The 21,005-nt window shown below is 68.0% G+C and carries 16 protein-coding genes; 7 read left to right on the top strand and 9 right to left on the bottom strand.

Annotated features, from left to right (window positions below; all coding sequences use genetic code 11):
• Positions 1-81: 81 nt before the first annotated feature.
• Complete coding sequence (locus ABZW17_RS42035) at positions 82-2,760, top strand: glycoside hydrolase family 9 protein (RefSeq protein ID WP_354827099.1); 2,679 nt, start codon at positions 82-84, stop codon at positions 2,758-2,760.
• A gap of 910 nt (positions 2,761-3,670) precedes the next feature.
• Here the strand turns inward: ABZW17_RS42035 and ABZW17_RS42030 are convergent.
• From ABZW17_RS42030 to ABZW17_RS42020, 3 genes are all read right to left on the bottom strand, one after another.
• Positions 3,671-4,201, bottom strand: a complete 531-nt coding sequence (locus tag ABZW17_RS42030) for a YrhB domain-containing protein (RefSeq protein WP_354827096.1) — start codon at positions 4,199-4,201, stop codon at positions 3,671-3,673.
• A 201-nt stretch (positions 4,202-4,402) separates the two neighbouring features.
• Entirely contained in the window at positions 4,403-5,020 is a 618-nt protein-coding gene (locus ABZW17_RS42025) for a hypothetical protein (protein WP_354827094.1), read from the bottom strand.
• 270 nt (positions 5,021-5,290) lie between these two features.
• On the bottom strand, positions 5,291-5,422 hold the full coding sequence (locus ABZW17_RS42020) for a hypothetical protein (RefSeq protein WP_354827092.1): 132 nt from the start codon (positions 5,420-5,422) through the stop codon (positions 5,291-5,293).
• Between the two features lie 354 nt (positions 5,423-5,776).
• Here ABZW17_RS42020 and ABZW17_RS42015 point away from each other — a divergent pair, with 354 nt between their 5' ends.
• Positions 5,777-9,427 (top strand): helix-turn-helix domain-containing protein, encoded by a 3,651-nt coding sequence (locus ABZW17_RS42015; protein ID WP_354827089.1) that lies wholly within the window; start codon positions 5,777-5,779, stop codon positions 9,425-9,427.
• 577 nt (positions 9,428-10,004) lie between these two features.
• Here the strand turns inward: ABZW17_RS42015 and ABZW17_RS42010 are convergent.
• Positions 10,005-10,448, bottom strand: coding sequence for a peptidase inhibitor family I36 protein (locus ABZW17_RS42010; RefSeq protein ID WP_354827087.1), 444 nt, complete (start codon positions 10,446-10,448; stop codon positions 10,005-10,007).
• 422 nt (positions 10,449-10,870) lie between these two features.
• Here ABZW17_RS42010 and ABZW17_RS42005 point away from each other — a divergent pair, with 422 nt between their 5' ends.
• Positions 10,871-11,194, top strand: coding sequence for a tyrosine-type recombinase/integrase (locus tag ABZW17_RS42005; RefSeq protein WP_354827085.1), 324 nt, complete (start codon positions 10,871-10,873; stop codon positions 11,192-11,194).
• Between the two features lie 761 nt (positions 11,195-11,955).
• On the opposite strand, the gene ABZW17_RS42000 is transcribed toward ABZW17_RS42005, so the two are convergent.
• Both ABZW17_RS42000 and ABZW17_RS41995 read right to left on the bottom strand, forming a co-directional pair.
• A complete protein-coding gene (locus ABZW17_RS42000; RefSeq protein ID WP_354827083.1) occupies positions 11,956-12,732 on the bottom strand; it encodes a class I SAM-dependent methyltransferase in 777 nt (258 codons plus the stop codon).
• A 154-nt stretch (positions 12,733-12,886) separates the two neighbouring features.
• Positions 12,887-13,312 (bottom strand): hypothetical protein, encoded by a 426-nt coding sequence (locus ABZW17_RS41995; protein ID WP_354827080.1) that lies wholly within the window; start codon positions 13,310-13,312, stop codon positions 12,887-12,889.
• A gap of 79 nt (positions 13,313-13,391) precedes the next feature.
• Here ABZW17_RS41995 and ABZW17_RS41990 point away from each other — a divergent pair, with 79 nt between their 5' ends.
• The gene (locus tag ABZW17_RS41990; protein ID WP_354827077.1) at positions 13,392-13,790 is read left to right on the top strand and encodes a DUF4279 domain-containing protein; all 399 of its coding nucleotides are present in this window, start codon (positions 13,392-13,394) and stop codon (positions 13,788-13,790) included.
• 95 nt (positions 13,791-13,885) lie between these two features.
• Here ABZW17_RS41990 and ABZW17_RS41985 read toward each other — a convergent pair whose 3' ends face one another.
• The 3 genes from ABZW17_RS41985 to ABZW17_RS41975 form a co-directional block, all read right to left on the bottom strand.
• On the bottom strand, positions 13,886-14,257 hold the full coding sequence (locus ABZW17_RS41985; protein ID WP_354827074.1) for a hypothetical protein: 372 nt from the start codon (positions 14,255-14,257) through the stop codon (positions 13,886-13,888).
• Complete coding sequence (locus ABZW17_RS41980) at positions 14,250-18,152, bottom strand: tetratricopeptide repeat protein (protein ID WP_354827071.1); 3,903 nt, start codon at positions 18,150-18,152, stop codon at positions 14,250-14,252. The genes ABZW17_RS41985 and ABZW17_RS41980 overlap by 8 nt, the downstream gene beginning before the upstream one ends.
• Before the next feature lie 309 nt (positions 18,153-18,461).
• The gene (locus tag ABZW17_RS41975; RefSeq protein WP_354827068.1) at positions 18,462-18,713 is read right to left on the bottom strand and encodes a hypothetical protein; all 252 of its coding nucleotides are present in this window, start codon (positions 18,711-18,713) and stop codon (positions 18,462-18,464) included.
• Between the two features lie 501 nt (positions 18,714-19,214).
• On the opposite strand from ABZW17_RS41975, the gene ABZW17_RS41970 reads away from it, so the two are divergent.
• From ABZW17_RS41970 to ABZW17_RS41960, 3 genes are all read left to right on the top strand, one after another.
• On the top strand, positions 19,215-19,625 hold the full coding sequence (locus ABZW17_RS41970) for a hypothetical protein (RefSeq protein ID WP_354827066.1): 411 nt from the start codon (positions 19,215-19,217) through the stop codon (positions 19,623-19,625).
• A 141-nt stretch (positions 19,626-19,766) separates the two neighbouring features.
• A complete protein-coding gene (locus ABZW17_RS41965) occupies positions 19,767-20,120 on the top strand; it encodes a hypothetical protein (protein WP_354827064.1) in 354 nt (117 codons plus the stop codon).
• Positions 20,121-20,517: 397 nt separating this feature from the next.
• Entirely contained in the window at positions 20,518-20,784 is a 267-nt protein-coding gene (locus tag ABZW17_RS41960; RefSeq protein WP_354827061.1) for a hypothetical protein, read from the top strand.
• The last annotated feature ends 221 nt before the right edge of the window (positions 20,785-21,005 follow it).

Genomic DNA, 21,005 nt, shown 5'->3' with positions numbered 1-21,005 from the left:
CGTTGCCCCTCTTGCTTTACACGGCGAATCCGACTCCTTACCCTTCCGTTCTGGAAGCGCTCCCAGTTCCGAGGAGGCGGCGTGCGCACTTCGACGACGAAGGCGTTGACCCGGGCGATCGTGGCCGTGCTCGTGCTCGGCCTGACCCTCGTGGTCCCGGGCGTCCCCGCGGGCGCCGCCGGGAAGTTCAACTACGGCGAGGCGTTGCAGAAGGCCGTCTGGTTCTACGACGCCCAGCGCTCCGGCGCCCTGCCGGCCGGCAACCGGGTCTCGTGGCGCGGCCCGTCCGCCCTCGACGACGGCAAGGACGCCGGCCTCGACCTCACCGGCGGGTTCTACGACGCCGGCGACCACGTCAAGTTCGGGCTGCCCTTCGAGTTCAGCATGACCATGCTCGCCTGGGGCGCCCTCGAGAACCGCGCCGCGTACCGGAACTCCGGCCAGTGGTCGTACCTGCTTTCGAACCTGCGCTGGGGCGACGACTGGCTGGTCAAGGCGCACCCGCAGCCCAACGTGCTCTACGGCCAGGTCGGCAAGGGCGACGACGACCACAAGTGGTGGGGCCCCGCCGAGACGATGACCATGGCGCGGCCCGCCTACCGCATCGACACCTCCTGCCCCGGCTCCGACCTCGCCGGCGAAGCCGCCGCGCAGCTGGCCGCCGGCTCGATGGTCTTCCAGGCCGACGACCCGGCCTACGCCGCCACCCTGCTCACCCACGCCAAGCAGCTGTACTCCTTCGCCGACAACTACCGGGGCGTCTATTCCAACTGCATCACCGACGCCCAGAACTTCTACAAGTCCTGGAGCGGCTACCAGGACGAGCTGGTGTGGGGCGCGATCTGGCTCTACAAGGCCACCGGCGACACCGGCTACCTGACCAAGGCGCGCACCGAATACCAGAAGCTCTCCACCGAACCGCAGACCACCACCCGCTCCTACCGCTGGACGCTGGCCTGGGACGACAAGTCCTACGGCGCCTACGTCCTGCTGGCCCAGCTCACCGGCGACCCCGAGTACGTCGCCGACGCCGACCGCTGGCTGGACTGGTGGACCACCGGCGTCAACGGCCAGCGCGTGCCCTACTCCCCCGGCGGCCAGGCCGTGCTCGACCAGTGGGGCTCGCTGCGGTACGCGGCGAACACCGCGTTCGTGGCGCTCGTCTATTCGGATTCGTTGCGCGCCACCGATCCCACCCGAGCCGCCACGTACCACGACTTCGCCGTCCGGCAGATCAACTACGCACTCGGGGACAATCCACGCGGCGCGAGCTTCGAGGTCGGTTTCGGCGTCAACCCGCCTCGCAACCCCCACCACCGCACCGCGCACGGCTCCTGGGCCGACAACATCAACGAGCCCGCGCAGAGCCGGCACACCCTCTACGGCGCGCTCGTCGGCGGCCCCACCTCGGCCAACGACGCCTACACCGACGACCGCACCAACTACACGATGAACGAGGTGGCCCTCGACTACAACGCCGGCTTCACCGGCGCGCTGGCCCGCCTCTACGGCGAGTACGGCGGCACACCGCTGGCGGCGTTCCCGCCGAAGGAAACCCCGGACGGCCCGGAAATGCTGGCGCAGGGCGCGCTCAACCAGCCCGACGGCGGCACGTTCACCGAGGTCAAGGCATACGTGATCAACAAGTCGGCGTGGCCGGCGCGCACGTTCACGGGCGCGTTGCGCTACTACTTCACCCTCGACGGCGCCACGACGCCCGGCCAGATTTCGGTCAGCTCCGCGTACAACCAGTGCGACGCGCCCACGCTGCACCAGTTTTCCGGCGCGGTCTACTACGTCGAGGTACCGTGCTCCGGCGGCGTCGCTCCGGGCGGTCAGTCCCGCTACCGCAAGGAGGCGCAGTTCCGGATCACCAGCACCGGAACGTGGAACCCCGCCGACGACTGGTCGCACACCGGCCTCGCCCCGAGCGGGTCCGCCCCCGCCGACAACCCGAACCTGGTGCTGGCACAGGGTTCCACGGTGGTGTGGGGCAGCCAGCCGGGACCGTCCACAGGGGACACCACAGCGCCGGCGGCACCGACCGGGCTCACCGCCACCCCGGGCAGCACCAGCGCGGCCCTGACGTGGACCGCCGCCACCGACAACGTCGGCGTCACCGGGTACGACGTCCTGACGCCGGCCGGCGCCACGGTCGGCAGCACCCCGACCACGGCCTACCAGATCACCGGCCTCACCCCTGGCACGGCGTACACGTTCGCAGTCCGCGCCCGCGACGCGGCGGGCAACCAGTCCCCACCGAGCACCCCGGTGACGTTCACAACGACAACCACGGGCGGCGACCCGGGCACGGGAACGCTCGCCGTGCAGCAGCGAGCCACCACCAGCACGGCCGACAACCAGATCCGCACGAGCCTCCAGATCGCCAACCGCGCCGGCACCGCCGTCGCCCTGAACGCCGTGACGGCCCGCTACTGGTTCACCGGCGACGCGACCAACCCGAGCTACCAGGTCTGGTGCGACTACGCGGTCGTGGGCTGCGGAAACGTCACGTTGCGAGTGGTGAAGCTGAGCACGCAACGCCCAGGCGCCGACGCGTACGTGGAGCTGGCTTTCACCGGCGGCTCCCTCGCCACCGGCGCGAACACGGGCGAGGTCCAGGTCCGGATCGCAAAGTCCGACTGGTCATCGTTCACCCAGACCAACGACTACAGCTACCGCGTGGCGGCATCGTTCACGGACCTGGCCACGGTGACCGCTTACCAGTCCGGCACCTTGAGCTGGGGAATCGAGCCCTGACCCGGCTTCCATTGCCGCGAATCACTCCGAGGGCAGCCAGGCGGCGACCAAATCGCGGCCCACTCCGTTCCCCCCGGTTTCGGACGCACACGCCATGCGACCCACCGGCGACCACGAAGCAGACAGCGCAACCGGTACAGCAGGGCGGGCCACCGCTCGGAGATCGTCACCCCTGCTCAGAGGACGCGAAAAAGACCCAGGTCGATGACCTGGGTCTTGCGCTCCCCCGCTTGGACTCGAACCAAGAACCCTCCGGATTATTGGTTCGAGTCGTTTCAGGTCGACGCCAGTCGATCTAGCTGGGATGTTTGCAATCGCTCATGCTCTGAGTCGACGTCAGCCGACTTGGTTCGACCTGCAATTTCGCCCTTAAATCGCCCCTAGTTCGACAGTCAGGCACGCCAGCGCGTCCGCCCTGCAGTCGCCGACGACACTACCGGCGTCGCACAACACGGATCGAGCGGTTGCCGAAGCAAGTAGACGATCGGACTATCTGATTACAAGTCCGCCCCTCTAGCGTATCGGCGAGTGTCGCAGTGTGCCATCCGGTGCCGATAAGCGCAGGTCAACCGGTACTTTCAACGCTTTTCAATGTCGTGAAGTGTCGCGCCCTGTCAGGCACTACTCCGGCACCGGAGCCCCGTCGGAGACGCAGCGACCCAGCAAGCGCCGGTTGCCACGCCCGTGTGGAGGCCCGGGTGACCGATGGTCCCACCGCTCCACCTCGCCGCGTATACCTTCCTCGATCACTGGTGGGAGCAATTGTCCCCAGTTCGTATCGAGCCGAACATCCGCTTCTGCCGCTGACCCGCTCAGTGACGCAGCCGGCCGCATCACTGAGCGTGGCCGGTCTGCCGATGAGCACCCGCCCCCGCCTGTTGGACCCACACGCAAGGCAAGATCCCGCGGGTCATGGCTCCGGGTTCGGGTCCGACAGACACCACCACACCCGGCGCCTGACTGCCGGTTGCGGTAAGAGAGCACGTACGTGCTCGGGGACCTGCGCGCCGGCTGAGGCAGCCTCGACGTACGCCTTGGCGCCTTGTGCTCCGAGGTCGGGTGCCGACGCACGCACAAGCCGGAGTGCGTCGAAGCGCTGACCGGAACCGAGCAGCTCAGTGATCCGAGACCGTAGGGAGTCATCACGCTTAAGCCCGCGAACCTGCTCGAGATAGTCCTCGATCCACTCACCGCCCTCCAGGTCAGCGGTCGCATGCACCGTGTGCAGGCTGCCGTCCACCCCGTCGACCAGGAAGGGCCCGTGGCCCACCACCATGTCAATGAACTCGCGGGTGCGTACATAGCGCTCACTTTGGCTGCTGATCAGCCAGCCAAGCCGGTGTGGACGGACGTCCATGATCACCATCCTCGGCTGACCCCGTGCCGGCCACCCGGCCAGATGCCGCTCCACGATCTGGACGGCCCACGCCTTCGACACCATGGCAGCAGGCTATGAGACAGACTGTGGGCGACGCGGCCCCGGCCACGATCAACCCCGAGGCTCAACTGGCGGACGCCGGGCGTGCGCGCATCCACCCAGAATCGCGTCTGGTGCTCGCTCATGCCGACGACCGGACGGCGCCGGCTGTTGGCACCAGGGTCACCACCGCCGAAAGAGTACGGAGTACTGCCTCGAGAGGGTTCAGCGTTCGGTGATCGCGAAGCTGTCGTCGAGCTTGGCCACGAGGTCCCCAACCATGCCGGGCGCAAACTCATGCGCCCATTGGGTGGCTGCGTCCAAGAAGCCGAGGAGGTCTTGGTGCGTGCTGTGCAGTTGAGCGGTGACGATATCCAACGGTGCCGTGATCGCGTGCTCGATCGGGGGCAGGGCCTCGCCGAGGCCACCGTCGGGCCAGATGCGCACGGCGTTGTCGAGGTGCTCCACCCACGGTGCGGGGCTGTGGCCGAGCCACGGCTGGCCACCGTGCGGGACGGTGGTCCATTCGCGCCAGCCCTCCAGGCCGCAGCAGCAACTCGGCGGGATAGCGACCCCTGTCTGCGAGTCGCGGGCCAGCAGACCGCCGGCGGCGATCAGGCAGCCGGTCTCGATGATGGCCCGAAGCACGGCGGCAGCGTCACGAGGATGTGCAGCAGAGGCATCGGAACCCTGAGGCTGCGGGGCCGCCATCACCGTGCCGACGTCGAGCGGGGACATGCCCGCTGACATGTGGACAAGGGAACGCCCGACATGGGCTGCGACCGGCCAGAGGGTGAACCCGGTCGCGTCGGCCGCGTCGATCACCGGTTCCAGGACGAGCATGGCGGTCAGTCTTCACGGGCAGCACACCAGCCGCAACGACGTTTGCTCGGCGCTCTGCACACGGCCCACCACCTTCGCACCCGCCAGAGGCACGATCCCGATCGACCAACCCCACTCACACCGCTGTTCCCCCCGCACTCGGCGAGCGGCAGCCCCGGTGTTGATCCAGGCCGGCCGGTTCGGCGTCCGCACTGCCGCCAGCCGCGGACGCCGGTTGACGCACGCTCATGCCGACGAGCGGACATCGGTTCGGACGAGCAAACCCAAGGGCTACTTCGGCAGCCGGATCAGCAAAGTCGGCCAGTCGCCGTCACCGGCGGCGCCGTGGTCATCGGCGGCCGCGAGGACGCCCCAGGTCCGGACCTCGCCACCGGGAATGAACTCACCATCTTGACCGGCCACGCCAGCTCGGTGATCGCGGTAGCTTGCAGCGTCCTCGACAACCGGCCCATCGCCATCACCGCCGGCTACGACCAGACCGCGCGGGTCGGGGGGCCTCGCCACCCGGCGACGAAGTCGCCGTCTTCGACATCGCGGCCGTCCCTCGCCGAACTGCCACTTACCGAAGCCACCGCACTCCTGGCGATCCTCTCTTACCCGCCCTGCCGGGTCCATGCGCCTCACCGCCACGCCGGCACAGGAATCCACCGCCACTCCGGACGCACCTCGGTCATCACTTCGCCTTTCCGATCCCGGAGCGGACGAACTGGACGCTTCGCGCTCCTGGCTGAAGAATGGGGCAAGGGAGGGGACAATATGGTCAGGCAGGAACGGCCACTCGACGCCGGGGATGATCCGCTGCTGCAGTTCGCCGCGAAGCTTCGGCTGCTCCGGCAGAAATCAGGGAGCCCACCTTACCGGGAACTCGCCCGCCGGGCACATTATTCGTCCACCACACTGTCCGATGCGGCGGGCGGTCGCAAACTGCCGACGTTGGCTGTCACCTTGGCCTACGTGACGGCCTGCGGAGGGAATCCCGCCGAATGGGAACCGCACTGGCGGGAGGTGGCGGCCCAACTCGCTGAGGACACCGCGGAGTCCGGGAAGCCGGGGTCGCAAGCTGCTGCGGCGGCGGACTCGCCCTACGTCGGGCTGGAACCGTTCCAGCCTCAGGATGCTCACCGGTTCTTCGGTCGTGAACTCTTGACGGACGAGGTGGTGTACCGCGTTCTGCACCACCGGTTACTCGCCGTTTTCGGCGCTTCCGGGGCGGGGAAGTCCTCCTTGCTCAGGGCCGGTCTGATCGCCCGGCTCCAGGACGAAACCGACCGGCCGGTGGTGCTGATGACGCCGGGCGCCCACCCCGTAACGCGGTACGAAAGCGCGCTGGCCGAACCGACCGACGCCGACGGAAACGATGACTTGGTCCTGGTCGTGGACCAGTTCGAAGAGGTTTTCACCCTCTGCCAGGACGCCGCCGAGCGGGCGGCCTTCATCGACACCTTGATCCGCGCCACGCACGCCTCCGATGCCCAGCTGCGGATCGTGCTCGGTATCCGGGCGGACTTCTACCCGCATTGCGCCGATTTCCCTCGATTGGCCGAAGCCATGCGCGACCGGCAGCTGCTCGTCGGGGCCATGACCCCCGACGAACTCCGGCGGGCGATCGTGCAACCCGCGATCGCGGTGAACCACGTGGTGGAAAGCTCCTTGCTGGCCGCCGTGCTCACCGATTCCGCCGGGCAAGCCGGAATCCTCCCGCTGGTTTCGCACGCGATGCTGGTCACCTGGCAGCACCGCCGTGGGCATACGCTGACGCTGACCGCATACCAGGCTTCCGGCGGTATCCAGCATGCTCTCGCACAGACCGCCGAAAAGGTGTATTCGGCTTTCGACGAGCACCGACGCGTGGTGGCCAAGGGTCTTTTCCTCCGGCTGACCGCGCTCGGCGAACGCACCGAAGACACCAAACGCCGGATACCCCTGGACGAGCTGGGCGAGCCCGGCACGTCCCCACTCGCCGAAGTGCTGGCGAAACTGACCGCGGCCCGGCTCGTGCACCTGGACGAGGGCAGCGTCGAAATCACGCACGAGGCCCTCATCAAGCGCTGGCCCCGTCTGCGCGACTGGCTGGCGGAAGACCGCGAGGGGCTTCAAGTGCACCGCCACCTCACCCACGCCGCGGACTCGTGGGAAGCCATCGGCCGTGAACCCGGGTCCCTCTACCGGGGCAGCAGGCTCGCCCTCGCCTCCGATTTGGCGGCGCACAACGGCTCCATGCTCACGGCCCGGGAGCGGACGTTCCTCGACACCAGCACCGCGCACGAAGCCCGGGAACGCTCAGCCGTCCTGCGCCGCGCCCGTCAGCTCCGCCTGCTGGCCACCGGACTCGTAGTGCTGCTGCTCGCGACAGTGGGCATTGCGATCGTGGCGGTGGCCGAGCGGCAGACCGCGAGAGTAGAACGGCAGATCGCGGTCTCCCGGGAGCTGGCCGTCCGGGCGACCAGCGGCCCGCCGTCACGCGCCTCGCTGATCCTGGCCGCGGAAGCCTTCCGGCAGTTCCCGGGCAGCGAGGCGCGGGGCGCCCTGCTGAGCAGCACCCGGCAGTCAGCCATCGCGACCTACTTCGACCACCCAAAGAGCCTCTTCGGCGTCGCCTACTCCCCCGACGGACGCACACTCGCCGTCGCCGGAGCCGACAACACCGTCCGGCTCCGGGATGTACCGGGACACCGCGAGACCGCGGTGCTCGCCGGACACGCAGCCGCGGTCTTCGGCGTCGTCTTCTCCGCCGACGGAGGCACGCTCGCGAGCGTCGCCAACGACCGCACGCTGAAGCTGTGGGACGTCGCGAACCGCCGGGAGATCGCCACCTTGACCGGCCACACGGCACCACTGAACGGCGTGGCGCTGAGCCCGGACGGACACCTCGCGGCGACGTCGAGCAACGACCGCACGGTGCGGTTGTGGGACGTGGCCGCCCGTCGCGAGATCGCCACCCTGACCGGTCACACCGCCGCGGTCTACGGCGTCGCGTTCAGCCCGGACGGCCGCACCGTCGCCAGCGCCGGCAAAGACCGCACCGTCAAGTTGTGGGATGTGGCCGCCCGTCGTGAAATCACCACCCTCGCCGGCCACACGGCCGGCGCCGAGCAAGTCGCGTTCAGCCCGGACGGGCACCTGCTGGCCAGCTCGGGCGACGACTTCACCGTCCGGTTGTGGGACGTCGACTCGCGCACGCAGGTGGCTTCCCTCCCGGGACACAGCGCCGCGGTCTTCGGTGTCGCTTTCAGCCGTGACGGCAGCTCGCTCGCCACCGCGAGCATGGACGCGACGGTCCGGCTCTGGGACGTACCCCGCCGGCGCCAGACGGCCGTTCTCACCGGCCGCACCAGCAGCCAGTTCGGCGTGGCGTTCAGTCCCGACGGCCGGACCGTCGCTGCGACCGGAACGGACGGCACCCTGACGATGTGGGCGCTGTCCCCCGCCGTCCTGGCACCGTCACCGGCTGCCCAGCAGCGGTCCGTGGTGTTCAGCCCGGACGGCCGGACGCTGGCGGCCGGGGGCGAGGACGGCGTCGTCCGGCTGTGGGACCCGGCGAGCAGGCGCGTGCTGGCCACCTTCGCCGCGGGCACCGACCAGGTCCACGACGTCGAGTTCAGCCCGGACGGCCGCATCATCGCCACTGCGGGTGGTGACGGCGTGGTCCGGCTCTGGGACGCCGGAACCCAGCGGGAGATCCGGCAGTTCACCGGCTACAAGCACCCGGTGTTCGGGGTGGCGTTCAGCCCTGACGGCCGGACCCTCGCCACGACCAGCGGCGGCGACGCCGGCCGGGCGGTCCAGCTGTGGGACGTGGCGGAGGGGCGCCGCACCGGGTCCCTGGAAGGTCACACCGGCTTGGTGTACGTCGTGAAATTCAGCCCGGACGGGCAGACCCTCGCCAGCGGCAGCCAGGACGGAACGATCAGGCTGTGGAACGCCGCGACCCAGCGTGCGACGGCGACGCTGACCGGCCACACCACCAACGTGACGTCGGTTTCGTTCAGCCCGAACGGCAAGACCCTCGCCAGTGCCGGCATCGATCGGACGGTCAGGCTGTGGGACCTCTCCGGAGTTCGTCCGCCCGCGACGCTGAGCGGCCACGAAGGCGGCGTGATCGACGTCGCCTTCGGCCCCGACGGCACCGTCGTGTCAGCCGGTCAAGATCACACGATCAGGTTGTGGGACAGCTCGGCCCTTCGCCCGCTCGCGGTGCTCGCCGCCCACACCGACGCGGTCAGCAAAATCGCCTTCGGGCCGGACGGCCACACCCTGGCCTCGGCGGCCGCCGACGGCACGGCGCGACTGTGGGAACTCGACCCGGCCAGGGCGTTGGCGGACGTCTGCCAGACCCTCGGTCCGGTCACCGACGGTGAGTGGACCGCCCTGCTGCCAGACATGCCCGACACACCCGCCTGCCACTGACGCCCCAGGTACGTTCGCCCGAGCATGGCCTGGGCAGGGGCGCGCAGCCGGCCCGGGCTCAACTGGGATCGATGCGAGCCGTCGATTGGCGCACGCATGCCGCTCTCCCTGCAGCATCCGCGCAGTCGCCGGGACGTGGTTGAGCGCTCTTGGCGTGGACTTCGTGGAACGTGGCGCCTCGGAATTCGGGTGTCCGGACGCTGCGCACGAGGTTGGGCAATCGTGTGAGGCCGGGCAGAGCGCCGGGGTCGACGATGTCGAGGCGTTGAAAGTCCCAGCAGGTCACGCCCGGGCGGAGAACGCGGGTCGTAAGTCACCTTCCCGATGTGAGGTCCAGACAGGTCGGAACCGCCGGGCAAATCCGAGTACTGCTGCCGCACCCGGCATGCCTGGTGGCTCGGGCCGACGAGCAAGCCAAAAGGCGCGTCAGCAAACGCGGTGATGCCGATGACAATGCCTGGCGGACCGGGGACGACGTGGCCGATCTTGTGCCACACCCGACCGGCGTCGGTGAGGAACGCGGGACCCCGGTCGTTCCGGGCGGAGCCGGAACGACCGGGTGCACGGTCAGGCCAGATCACACGGAGTGGCATCCGACAGGGTAGGGCGAGAACTGGTGGGACGCATTGTTGTCATATGTCACACTGAGGTTGCGCGAGGAATTCGCGGCAACGGTGTCGTAACTGCCACAGTATCCGCTGTTGAAGTAAATGCGGGCTGCTCTGCCGGTGAGGTTCCGGACCGAGCGGGCGTTGTTCTTCATGCACGCCCCGGCACCGTCCTGCCCGGGAGTTTTAAACTCGTAGCACGAGGGTTGTGTCGTCCCGTAGTTGTCAATCGAGCCGGTGAAGTCCGACAGCGATCCGCGGTAGTTCGCGTAGTAGTAGAAGCAGATCTCTCCTGTCTCGCACACGCCGTCGCGAGCCGCTGCGGACGCGGGGGCCGACGAGTTGGCCACCACCAGCAGTAGCGCCCCCAACACAGTCAGTACCCCGCGGAGCAAGCGTGGTTTCGTACTCATGTCGTCCTCCCTGATGATTGCAGGCCCGCAGGCCCTGCCGCTCTTCCCGCTCGACGCGGACCACTCCGGACCCGCCTCGACGAGGTCCGGTCTACGGCAAAGGTGTTGTCCGGTGTCGGCCCGTTCCCCGCGGACAGCAAAGGTCGGACAAAGGCTGGCCAGCGCCGACGAGACACTCCTGTTCACGCATAGCCACTCGCCGAGCCCTGCCCGACTACGCGGCCAGAGCCGATCGATTACCCTCTCCCGCCGTGTCATGCCGCTGGGCCAGGTTTTTGACCGGACCCAAAGGCCCGGAGGTAGCGCGAGCGTGTCGCGTGGACCGACGGCTATCTGCCTTCCCGATGGAGCAATGCACGCTCATGCCGCGGGGTTGCACGCCAACGCGCGTAGGCGAGGCACAGGGACACCGGGTACTGCGGGTGGTCGGCAAAGGTAGCAAGGTCGTATTGGGGCCCTTGCCACTGGCGGTCGGCCGGGCGATCGACCGAGCCGTTGGCGTCCGCGGTCACGGTTCGATCCTGCTCAACCGGCGAGGCGTCCGCATGGACCGGCACTGCGCAACCCGCCGGCTACGCAGACTGGCCGAGGCCTCGGTCGTGCGGCCGCCTCGGATGCACCCGCACATGCTGCGCCACACCTTCGTCACCACGATGCTCGACGCCGGCGTCGACCTGCGCGATGTCCAGATCGCAGCCCGCCATGCCGACCCACGCACGACCATGCGCACCCGCCGGGTTCGGTGACGCTTTGGCCGCTTGTTCGGCAGACGGTCCCGTCGGCTACGTCGAGGCTGACTACTTCGGCGGAACCGGAGCTGAGTCCGCGCAAGTATGGAACGGCGGTCAGGTGGTTCTCGGGCCTCTGCACCTTGCCGAAGGAAAGCCGGTACCGACCGAGGGTAGCCCCATCTCCCGAGAATTTCGGTGGCTCGGCGTTGTCAACGGCCAGCACGTCGATGAGTTCGATGCCGTCAGGTTCGGCCGCCACCGCGAGACAGACGACTGGCTGCCACCCACGAGCTGATCAGCACGACCGCTTTCACGCCGAGAAGCGGATGACCGAGTCGACGTAGGGATACGGTCGCAGTTGATGAACTCGACGCGATCGGTCGGCATGCTTGCGCCCGCCGTGGCTGACGTGGTCCCTCGTCAGCTTCCTCCGCCATCGATCGAGCGCAGAGCTTCGAACAGTGTCATGGCCCGCTACCTCAGCCAGGGCCGTGACAGCTGCTGCCGCCAACGCGGTCAGGTTCAACGCTGCCATCACCGCGCCCTGTCCGACGGCGGCATCGGTGATGTTGTAGACCTCGGCGTCCTCGTCAGCAAGCTACGCAACGACTCTTGGACCGCGGCCCGTCGCGTGGCATCGCCGACCGGCCGGGGTGCAGAGCTGAGCGACTGGCGCGTTCGGCATAGGCCGTGCTGGCACCTCGCTAAACACTAGCGCGCAACCAGAGGGAGGCACGGCCTCACGTCCTGTCATGCCGACGAGCGGATACGGCTGACTACAGTTGCGACGAGCCTGTGCGGGGTGCGCTGGCCGTAGCCAGGACCCGGCGCAACACGTCGAAGATCGCCAGCATTCGTTCTGCCTCTTCCTGCATCGACCGCAGTGCTGGATCGTCGCCGCCCTCGAGGGTGAAGACTTCTCGCCACAGCGCGTGCTCGGCCAGACGCCAGGCCGGTCTGTCCGTGACCTCGACATCCACGAACCCGGCGCGCGGCAACTGCCGGCCCAGATCCATCTGCCGCAGTCGCGGCGACAGCCGCTCGTCGTCCGCATCGACGGGTTCCCAGCACGTGAAGACCACCCGTCCGCCGGGGCGAACGATTCGACGACACTCCTGCAATGCGTCCGGCAGCGAATCGGCGAACTGGAGGGAATCGACGACGAGGACCGCGTCGACCGACGCCGCGCTCAACTTCGTGGCGATCAGCTCACCGACCTGGAAGTCAGCCCGATCCGCCAGCCGCAACTCCCGGGCCCGGCGCCGGGCCTGTTCGATCGCGACCGCAGAAAAGTCGATCCCGACCACCCGGCAACCGCTGCGTCGCGCGATCTCCAGACCGTACCCGCCGCGCCCGCACGCCAAATCGACCAGAACTCGCTCAGCCCGCAGGTCGAGCGCCGTCACAACCTCATCGAGCCCGGCTCCGCCCAGCAGGCTCGTGGACTGCAGATCCGATGGAAGCCCCAGCGTCCGCCGCACGAGCTCATCAGCGACCGGCGACCCTGTCCGATCCTCGTACCAGCTGTCGAACTCCCCAGCACTCCTCGCCACCTTCCGACCATCTCACATTCCCCTCCCGCCGCAATGGGTGCACGAAGGCTCGGCCAGTGGCAGATCGGGTGCGGAACTGCTGGGGTGAACCTTCAAGAAGCCGCCGTAGCGTTCTCCCGCGAACCCTCGTGGCTTCCGATGACCGAACTCTCGCTCAGACGGTTCGAACAAGAAGCCCGACGATACGGTCCAACACCGACCCGAACTCCTCGACATCGTCCAACTCGACATACTCGCTGGCCGGCTCGCCGACGCCCGAATGCAGGACGAGCACGTCCGCCCAGCCACCGGCGTACAGGACGAACTCCGCCTCCCCCGCGTCTGCGTGCACCCGCACGCCCAACGACTTCGGCCGACCCGCCTGGCCGCGGTCCCTCAGAAGCCGTGCCGGCCACGAGGCGCCGTTGTCCATCCAGGTCAGCTCAGCCGTCACAACACCGCGCTCACGCCAGCCGGCGCACCGAGCGGCCACCATCGCAGCCGCCCGATCCAGATCGAGGTTGCTGAGGTCGATACGGCGCTCCACACCGCCCACAGTAACGATCGGCCGCCCACAGCCGCCCAACAAGATGGCGAACATCCGCTCATGCCGATGGCAGCATGCTCGGCTCACGCGTATTTGCCTCGCGGTGAGGGACCCCCCACGCGACGATGCCGTGGTGCAGACAGGTGCTACTTTTCGGCTCACCGGCGATCACGACAGAAGCGCTGCCTCCGTTACTCGACTCCTCGATCTGGAGCCGTCACACATATTCGAAGCCGGGGACCGGGTAGGACACCGTTCGGGAGCCATCCGCCGGGAATCGCTGTGGCTGCTGTCGTCTGACTTGCCACCGGACAGCGAGCTCGCCGATCACCTTCACTGGCTCCTCGACCGACTCGAGCCGAAGGCCGACACCCTGTGGCAGCTGACCAGCCAAGGATACGTGGCCGACTGGTTTTGCCTGGCGGCGTCACAGGCAACCGAACACGCGATCGAGCTCGACCGGCGCCTTCTCCGGCGGTTACTCGCAATGCCGGGCGACCTGCTCCTGGACGTCATGGGCGACGACGACTGACGCCAACATCCGGTCATGCCGACGAGCGGACCTCCTGGTGAAGCGTCTGCGGCACGGCGCCCACGACTCGCCGGGACCTGGGTCGGCGGTGAGCGCTATTCGTCGCTATCGTTGACAATCTCTTCGACGATGATCTCGATGACCCGGTCTTGGTCTGTGGGAGAGATGTCCTCGGCGGGTGGCAACTCGATGCGTACTCGTCGCGCGACGATGTCGGCTTTCGGCTTCAGGGTCTTGGTGCGCAAGTCTTTGAAGACAGTCCAGGCGAGGGTGGCTGTGCTGACGATCAGCGAACCTAGCGTGACTGGATCCAGGTATTGGCCCGGTTCCGGTCGTGTGCTGCGGTGGTGCAGGGCCACTTCTACGTCGATCTCCAGTCGTGGAGCATCCGCCGACGCCAGTCGTCGTGCCGCGGCGCGTGCTGTGCGTTCGACCCGTCCGTCGGCTGCCGGGGACCGCTCAGTCATCGCTCTCCTCCGCTGTGTCACTGTCCTTGATGAAAGTCAGGACCTCCGGCGGCACGGGCCCTCCGGTCACACTGACCCAGACTTTCCTCAACTTCCGCAAGCCGAGACGTTTCGCTAACCGGACCAAATGCACAGGCCCCGGACGTGTCGCCGGGTGCGGAAACTCGTCAAACAGCGTCACGCATCGGACCATCCACTCGAGTGCCTCACGAGTTCTACCCCGCTGTTCGGCGAGGAGTCCCCACTGCCCGTAGGTCATAGCCATCCCAGGGCGATCTCCCCTTTCCTCTTTGATAGTGAGGGATCGGCGGTACCACTGCTCGGCCTCATCCAGCCGCCCCCGCAGATGCGCCACAGTGCCGAGGTGGTGAAACGAGCGGCTCATACTTGGCCGATCACCCAACTCCTCGCTGATGGCGAGAGACCGGTGGAACCACTGCTCGGCTTCCTCCGGCCGATCCGCATCCTGTGCCATCATCCCGAGCTCGTGGTACGAGCGGCTCATGCCTGACCGATCACCCAACTCCTCGCTGATGGCGAGAGACCGGTGGAACCACTGCTCGGCTTCCTCCGGCCGATCCCCATCCTGCGCCAGGATGCCGAGCTGGTGATAGGAGCGGCTCAAACCTGGCCGATCACCCAACTCCTCGTCGATGGCGAGGGATCGGCGGTACCACTGCTCGGCCTCATCCAGCCGCCCCCGCAGATGCGCCACAGTGCCGAGGTGGTGAAACGAGCGGCTCATGCCTGACCGATCACCCAACTCCTCGCTAATGGCGAGAGACCGGCCGTACCACTGCTCCGCATCATCCAGACTTCCATGATCCTCCGCCACGCTGCCGAGGTGGTGAAACGAGCGGCTCATGCCTGACCGATCACCCAACTCCTCGCTAATGGCGAGAGACCGGCGGTACCACTGCTCCGCATCATGCAACCGACCCCGAACCTCCGCCACGCTGCCGAGCTGATGATAAGAGCGGCTCATGCCTGACCGATCACCCAACTCCTCGCTGATGGCGAGAGACCGGCCGTACCACTGCTCCGCATTATCCAACCGGCCCCTGTCTTGCATAACGATGCCCAGCTGATGATTGACGACCCCGAGCCATTGACGTTGTCGGTAGTCCGGCTGTACCAGCAGCATTTCGAGAACCCTGACGTAGCTCGACTCAGCAGCATCCAACTGGCCCGCGAGCCGCAGGCGGTTGGAGTGCGCGCTGACGATGAACAGCCAGAGCGCTCCAGCGGGTTGATTAAGTGGTGGCGGGTTCCCGTCCGCGTCCTCAACGGCATGCTGAACTCGGTCGACCCAACCTCTGGCTTCGAGTGTCAGGCCACCAAGATCCCAGAATTCGTTGAGTGGTTGGACGATGTCCTGGGCGTTGGCCCAGCGGCGGCAGTTGAGTGCAAAACCGAGCAGGTGGCCCAACATCCGCCGTTCAAGACCGATGACCTGAAACGCCAGAGCTGCGTCACCTGACCTGATCTGCTGTAGCAGCCAGGCCCCGAGCCGGCTGTAGGCAGTGAGCAGCACGTGTTCAGCGGCTGCGCGGTCTGCTGGATAGTTGTCGAGGTCTTCGGCGTGCCACTGTTGGCCAAGGTAGGCCGGCAGCGCCGGGTGGATTCCGTACATGCCTCTACCCAGCGTGGTCAGCAGGCCCACCGCGGCTCCATGTTCCAGCACCGAGGTCCAGCCGCGAGCGTCAATCCCGCGGAACCGGTCGGGAACGTGCTCGTCCGCGGAGAATATGCCGAGCGCGGAGGCATTCGCGATGCCGACACACAGGCTGAGCACAACCAGCTGTCGGCGCGCGGTGGGGTCGAGGTGGGTGATGGAGTAGGTGATGCTCGCCGCCAGGGACGTGCTGCGACCGTCATCGCTACTGTCCGGCAGAGGTTGGGTGCCGCGCAGGCCAGCCAAAAGGATGTCCGGATCGGTGGTGTCCAGGTGCGGCAGCAGCAACCGCATGCTTAGCGGGTGCCCGTCCAACCAGTCCAGCAGTCCGGCAAATGCACGAGACGCTCGCCGCGGCGCTGCGGCCGGGAACGGGTACAGCACCTGATCGACGTACTGCACCGCCTCATTGCGGGTCAGACCGCCCAGCTCGATGCGGCGCAGCTCGCCCAGCCAGGTCTCCGGGGCGCGGCTGGTGACCAGTACAGCACTGCGACCACCGGCCGCGACCGTGTGCAGAAAGTCCCGGAGCTCCTCCCGGGCTGCTTCATCCAGCGGCGGGGTGGCCGAGGTGAGGTCGGGCATCGAGCACGCGGACTCGAAGTTGTCCCACACCACCAGCACCCGACGCTCCCGCAGCAACTGGTGGACGAGAGCTCTCCGGACAGGCGGATCCTGACGGGCGAAGTCCACACCGAACACCTGCAAGCCGATCGCCGAAATCACCCCGTCCAGCCCGAACGAGGCCACGCCAGGCTCGAAGGAATGCCAGATCACCCACTCCGGGCGCTCAACCCCGCCGGTGTCGCGCCACCACCGCCCGAACGCCTTCGCCAGCTCCGACTTCCCTGCCCCACCAGGGCCGTGCACGATCACCACCCGCTGAGTACGTGCAGCGACCTCCAGGGTGTAGAACACTCCGTCTCGCCCGACGAACTCGCCCACCGGCGAGAGCGCATCGCGTCGCTCGTCCGTACCGGAAGCCCGCAAAGCGTCCAGCGCAGCGTCCAACGTCACCCCGCCCGCGCCAGCGGGGACGGTCCGTAGGTCAGGGAAGTGCACCTCACGGCGCCAGTAGTGCACCGGGATGACCCAGTCCGCGAGCGGCAACTCACCCTTCGGGCAGGGACGCTCCGGCCGGTGGGCCATCCGGGCACGACCGGCCAGGACCGCGTCGGTGACCGTGTCGCCGGCGAACAGCCGCTCGTAGAACGCGGTCATGAACTCGGCCGCGGCCACCGCGTACACGCTGTAGGCCATCGCCACCACCGCCGAAGCACCACCCGATAGCAGCCGGGTCGCGACCGCGGCCTCCAGCTGCTTACCGACCGCGCCGGACTGGCAAGCGTTGAGGACCACCACCGGCACCTGAGCCTCCGCCAGCACCTGTCCGATCCTCGCGGCCGGCACCTCGTCGGCACCACCCTCGGGCTTCTCGAACACCAGCACACCTTCACCCGCCGGCTGACCGAAGCTCAACGGCGCGCCCGCACCGGCCCCGGCTCGTGCACCGGTCAGCACACCATGGCCGTCGAAGTGCACTATCTGGAACGGGTTTCCTGCGACGTGGGCTGCCTGCAACGTCTCGACCAGTGCCTCCAGCGTCGGCGGACGTAGCACCACCAGATCGACCTGGCCCCGCACCGCCTCCAGCCGGCGCAGAAGCGGACGGGCGATCATCTGGTAGCCGACGTCGTCGGTGCCGCGCGGCCGGGAGATCACCATCAACACCCGCAGCCGCGCACCACCCACGGCGAAGGTCTGCCCCCGGGGTGCCTTCGGCACGCTGCGGCTGATGCCGAGCCCGTCCAGCACCACCGGCGCGGGGCGATCAGGGTCGCGCAGCAGTTCCCAGGGCAGCCCCAGCCAGGCCGGCGCCGCCGACCGCAGGACGATCTCCGTCGGACCCGGCTCCACGGCGCGGCTGCGGAAGGCAATGTAGGCGTCGCGCGCCGGGCCCGAGCCGAACAGCGCGGAGAACATCGCCCTGCCCCACTCGGGGAGCTGCTGGGCGATCCGGCCGCCGCGATCCTCGTAGACACCGTAGGGGGCCCGGAGGTAGTCCTCCAGATACCACCGCAGATCCTCGGACTGGTCCGCATCCAGCGGCCACGCCAGCACAGCAGGTTCGGTAGCTGCGCTGGGGAGTTCGTCGGCCTTCCAGATGGACACCGACATGCGTCCCTCTACGTCAACATCGACCAGCAGCCGGTCCACCACGGTGACATCAGAGCCCCTCTCACAGCCACCAGTCGCCAGCGATCCACGCAGCGTTACGCCGAACGCCACATCGAAACACGCTGACCGAGGCGTAGCACAAACGCGCTCTCATGCCGCTGATCGGTCGTTCGGAATGCGGGTCGACGCCGCGATCGATCTCGTCCTGGTGCCGTGCTCGCCGGCACTCCCGGCCATAGCGACCGTGCCCAGCCCCGGAAGCTGTCCGAGGGCCGACTTTCACCTTCGGGAAAGACTCAGAGTGGTCGTGACCGGGCGCCACCCCGAAACGAGGAGCCCTCATGAACCAGGTCAGCATCGCCGCTGCGGCCAGTCGAGCTCCAGCACGTCATCGGTGTCCCGCCCGCACCACTGCTCCCCAAGAGCGCGCAGCGCGTCCGTGGCGCTGGCGATGTCCACGGCTGTCCACGGAAACGGATCCTGGCTGACCACGCCCCGCACTGCCGATTGCGGAACCAGCCGGCGGGGCTCCACGGCCTGGTGCAGCACCTCGGCAGTGGTCAGCGCGCGGCCCCTGACCTGCACCACCGTGGCCGAGACCACGCGCGCGTCGTGCCGCGGCCGATCCGAGTAGACCGCATGTTCTCGAACACCGCGCCCAAGCGATCGAACCGAACACCCCCTGGGCCAAATCCAGCTCCCGCTCGGTGGCGGCGTGCGCGAGACCGTAGGGCACCCACCATTTCCGCGAGTAGGACGGCAACCACATCACCACCCCGTCCGGGCAACGCACCCACGCCGGAGACTCTCCCCGCGGCGCGCGACGGAGCTCGATCAACACCTCCGGAGCGTGCCCGATCACAAACCCGGTTTACCAGCAAGACAAGTCCAGTACGGCCGGTTCGAGCGAACCCTGATCACACCTGGTGATCACCAAAGCGCCCAGAACGACGACCAACCGCGGTCAGCTGACACCACCAAAGCCAACCGACCGAGCCGCGATCGCTCACGCCGCTGCATAATGGCGCAATGTCGACCACGTTTCGGCCACGGTGGGTGTTGGCCTGGTTCTCCGCTGTCGTGAGCGGGGTCATCGGAGGCGTCGTGGCGTTCGCGGCCCGCTTCGCGATGGGGTTGGTGTGGTCCGACGAGCGGGTAGCCGGTCCCGTGGGTGCCATGGTGGTGGCGGCAGGCCTAATCGTGCTGCTCGTCTTGGTGCGGGTTCGCCGGCGACGGCTCAGCGTTACCGAGAGCGGCCTTGTCGCGCATCGAGATGGATACCGAGTCAGCGTGCGCTGGGACGATTTCGAGCAGGTCGTCACTAAACGGATGGGACCGTTCACGATCGACGTGCTGACCTTCCGCGCCGGTCAGGTCGAACCGTCGTCGCGGCACCCGGTTCCGCGGAAGGTGTTCGCGGTCGGCGCGGACCGCATGATTCAGATCGGTGCCTACGACGTGCGTTGGCGTGACGGCCTGGTCGGACGGATGACGGCACGGGTGACCGATCGGTAGTCGCCTGACGCAGAGCTGCCGAAGCCAGAGTGCCGGCCGCGCAATGAGGACCGCTACAAGCCCGACGGTGTCGCGCCGACGGTCTTGACGAGCGGTACTCCGCACCGGTAGCACCCCGGGCCGGCAGGCGTCCTGCGTGAGGTGACCCCCGAGCCGCCGGGCCACCACCTCGGACGCCCCCACACCACGGCCTACCAGCTGGCCATCGCGCTCCACACGAGATATCCCGAGGCCGCCCACGAGCTGGGCTTCGAGATCGGCGGCGTCGACACCGGCCGCCACAACAGCCTCGCGCAATACCTGGGCCAGCAGCTGTCGACGCGCATCGCCCTCGACGGCGACGCGAGCGCAATCGAAGGGGCCTTCCTGTCCAGCCGACCACATGACGACCCTGCAATTCGTCGACGCCCACGGCGGCCACCACGCCAGCAGCCTCATCGACAGCGGCTTCCCGCTGACGATTTCCGCCTCCGCCGCGCCGAAGTGCGGCCATGACCACGGCCGCGGACGTCCGGCACCTGGTCGAAGCGGCCGCCGGGCTCGACATCCAGCCCCGCGCCCGACGGTGGGCGCACCTGCCGGCGTGCGTGCTCGACGCAGTGTTCTCGATCAACGCCCGATACACCAGCACCATCGCGGTCTGCGACCGGTACGCGAAGCACCAGGGTCTCCTGCCCCACCTGGTCGACGTCGCCGGCTTCCCCACCCTGGCCGGCACCTCCGCTGAACAGCCCGTCGACGCGCTGGCGAAACTGGACCGCCGGACCGGTTCGCCTCCGACGTCCTGGAAAACCGAGGCCGCACCAGTACCCGAGGCGGCTTACTCAAGGCGGAAGCCGCAGTGCGCTACGCCGAGGTCCTTGCCGGCTCCGGTGTGCATACGCTCGGTGACGTGGCGACGCTCCTGTCCGACCTCACCCGGCTCGAGGCGGTGGAACGCCGGTTACGAGCCGTCCCCGGCAACGGCAGGCACGACGTCCGGCTCGGCTACCTCTGGATGCTGGCCAGCACCGACGAGCAGGTCAAGCCGGACCGGAAGGTGCTCGGCTGGCTCAGTCGCCGCCTCGGCCATCAGGTCGACGTCCTGGCCGCGCGGCGGCTGCTCGCCGACGCCGCCGAGCTGGGCCGGACACCCTGGGAGCTCGACCACGCGATCTGAAAGGCCGCCTAGCTTGAGTTTTAACCAGTTCGGCGGGGTCGTGGGTTGCTCGACCTGGTGTTCTTGCCGTGCTTCGATTTTTGGGTGTTCGTGCTGGTGACGGTATGGACGTCATGCCGTGACGCGGGTCGTTGATTGGGTGTTCCGGCGGGACGTCCAGGGCCGGGCCGTGAGGGTTTCGGGACACGGGCCGGACAGGCGAGCTGTGGACGCAGGTTCCG

This window comes from Amycolatopsis sp. NPDC004625, from assembly GCF_040609695.1.
Classification (GTDB): Bacteria; Actinomycetota; Actinomycetes; order Mycobacteriales; family Pseudonocardiaceae; genus Amycolatopsis.
Note: the sequence above shows the minus strand (reverse complement) of the source record. Positions and strands in the feature narration are given on the sequence as shown.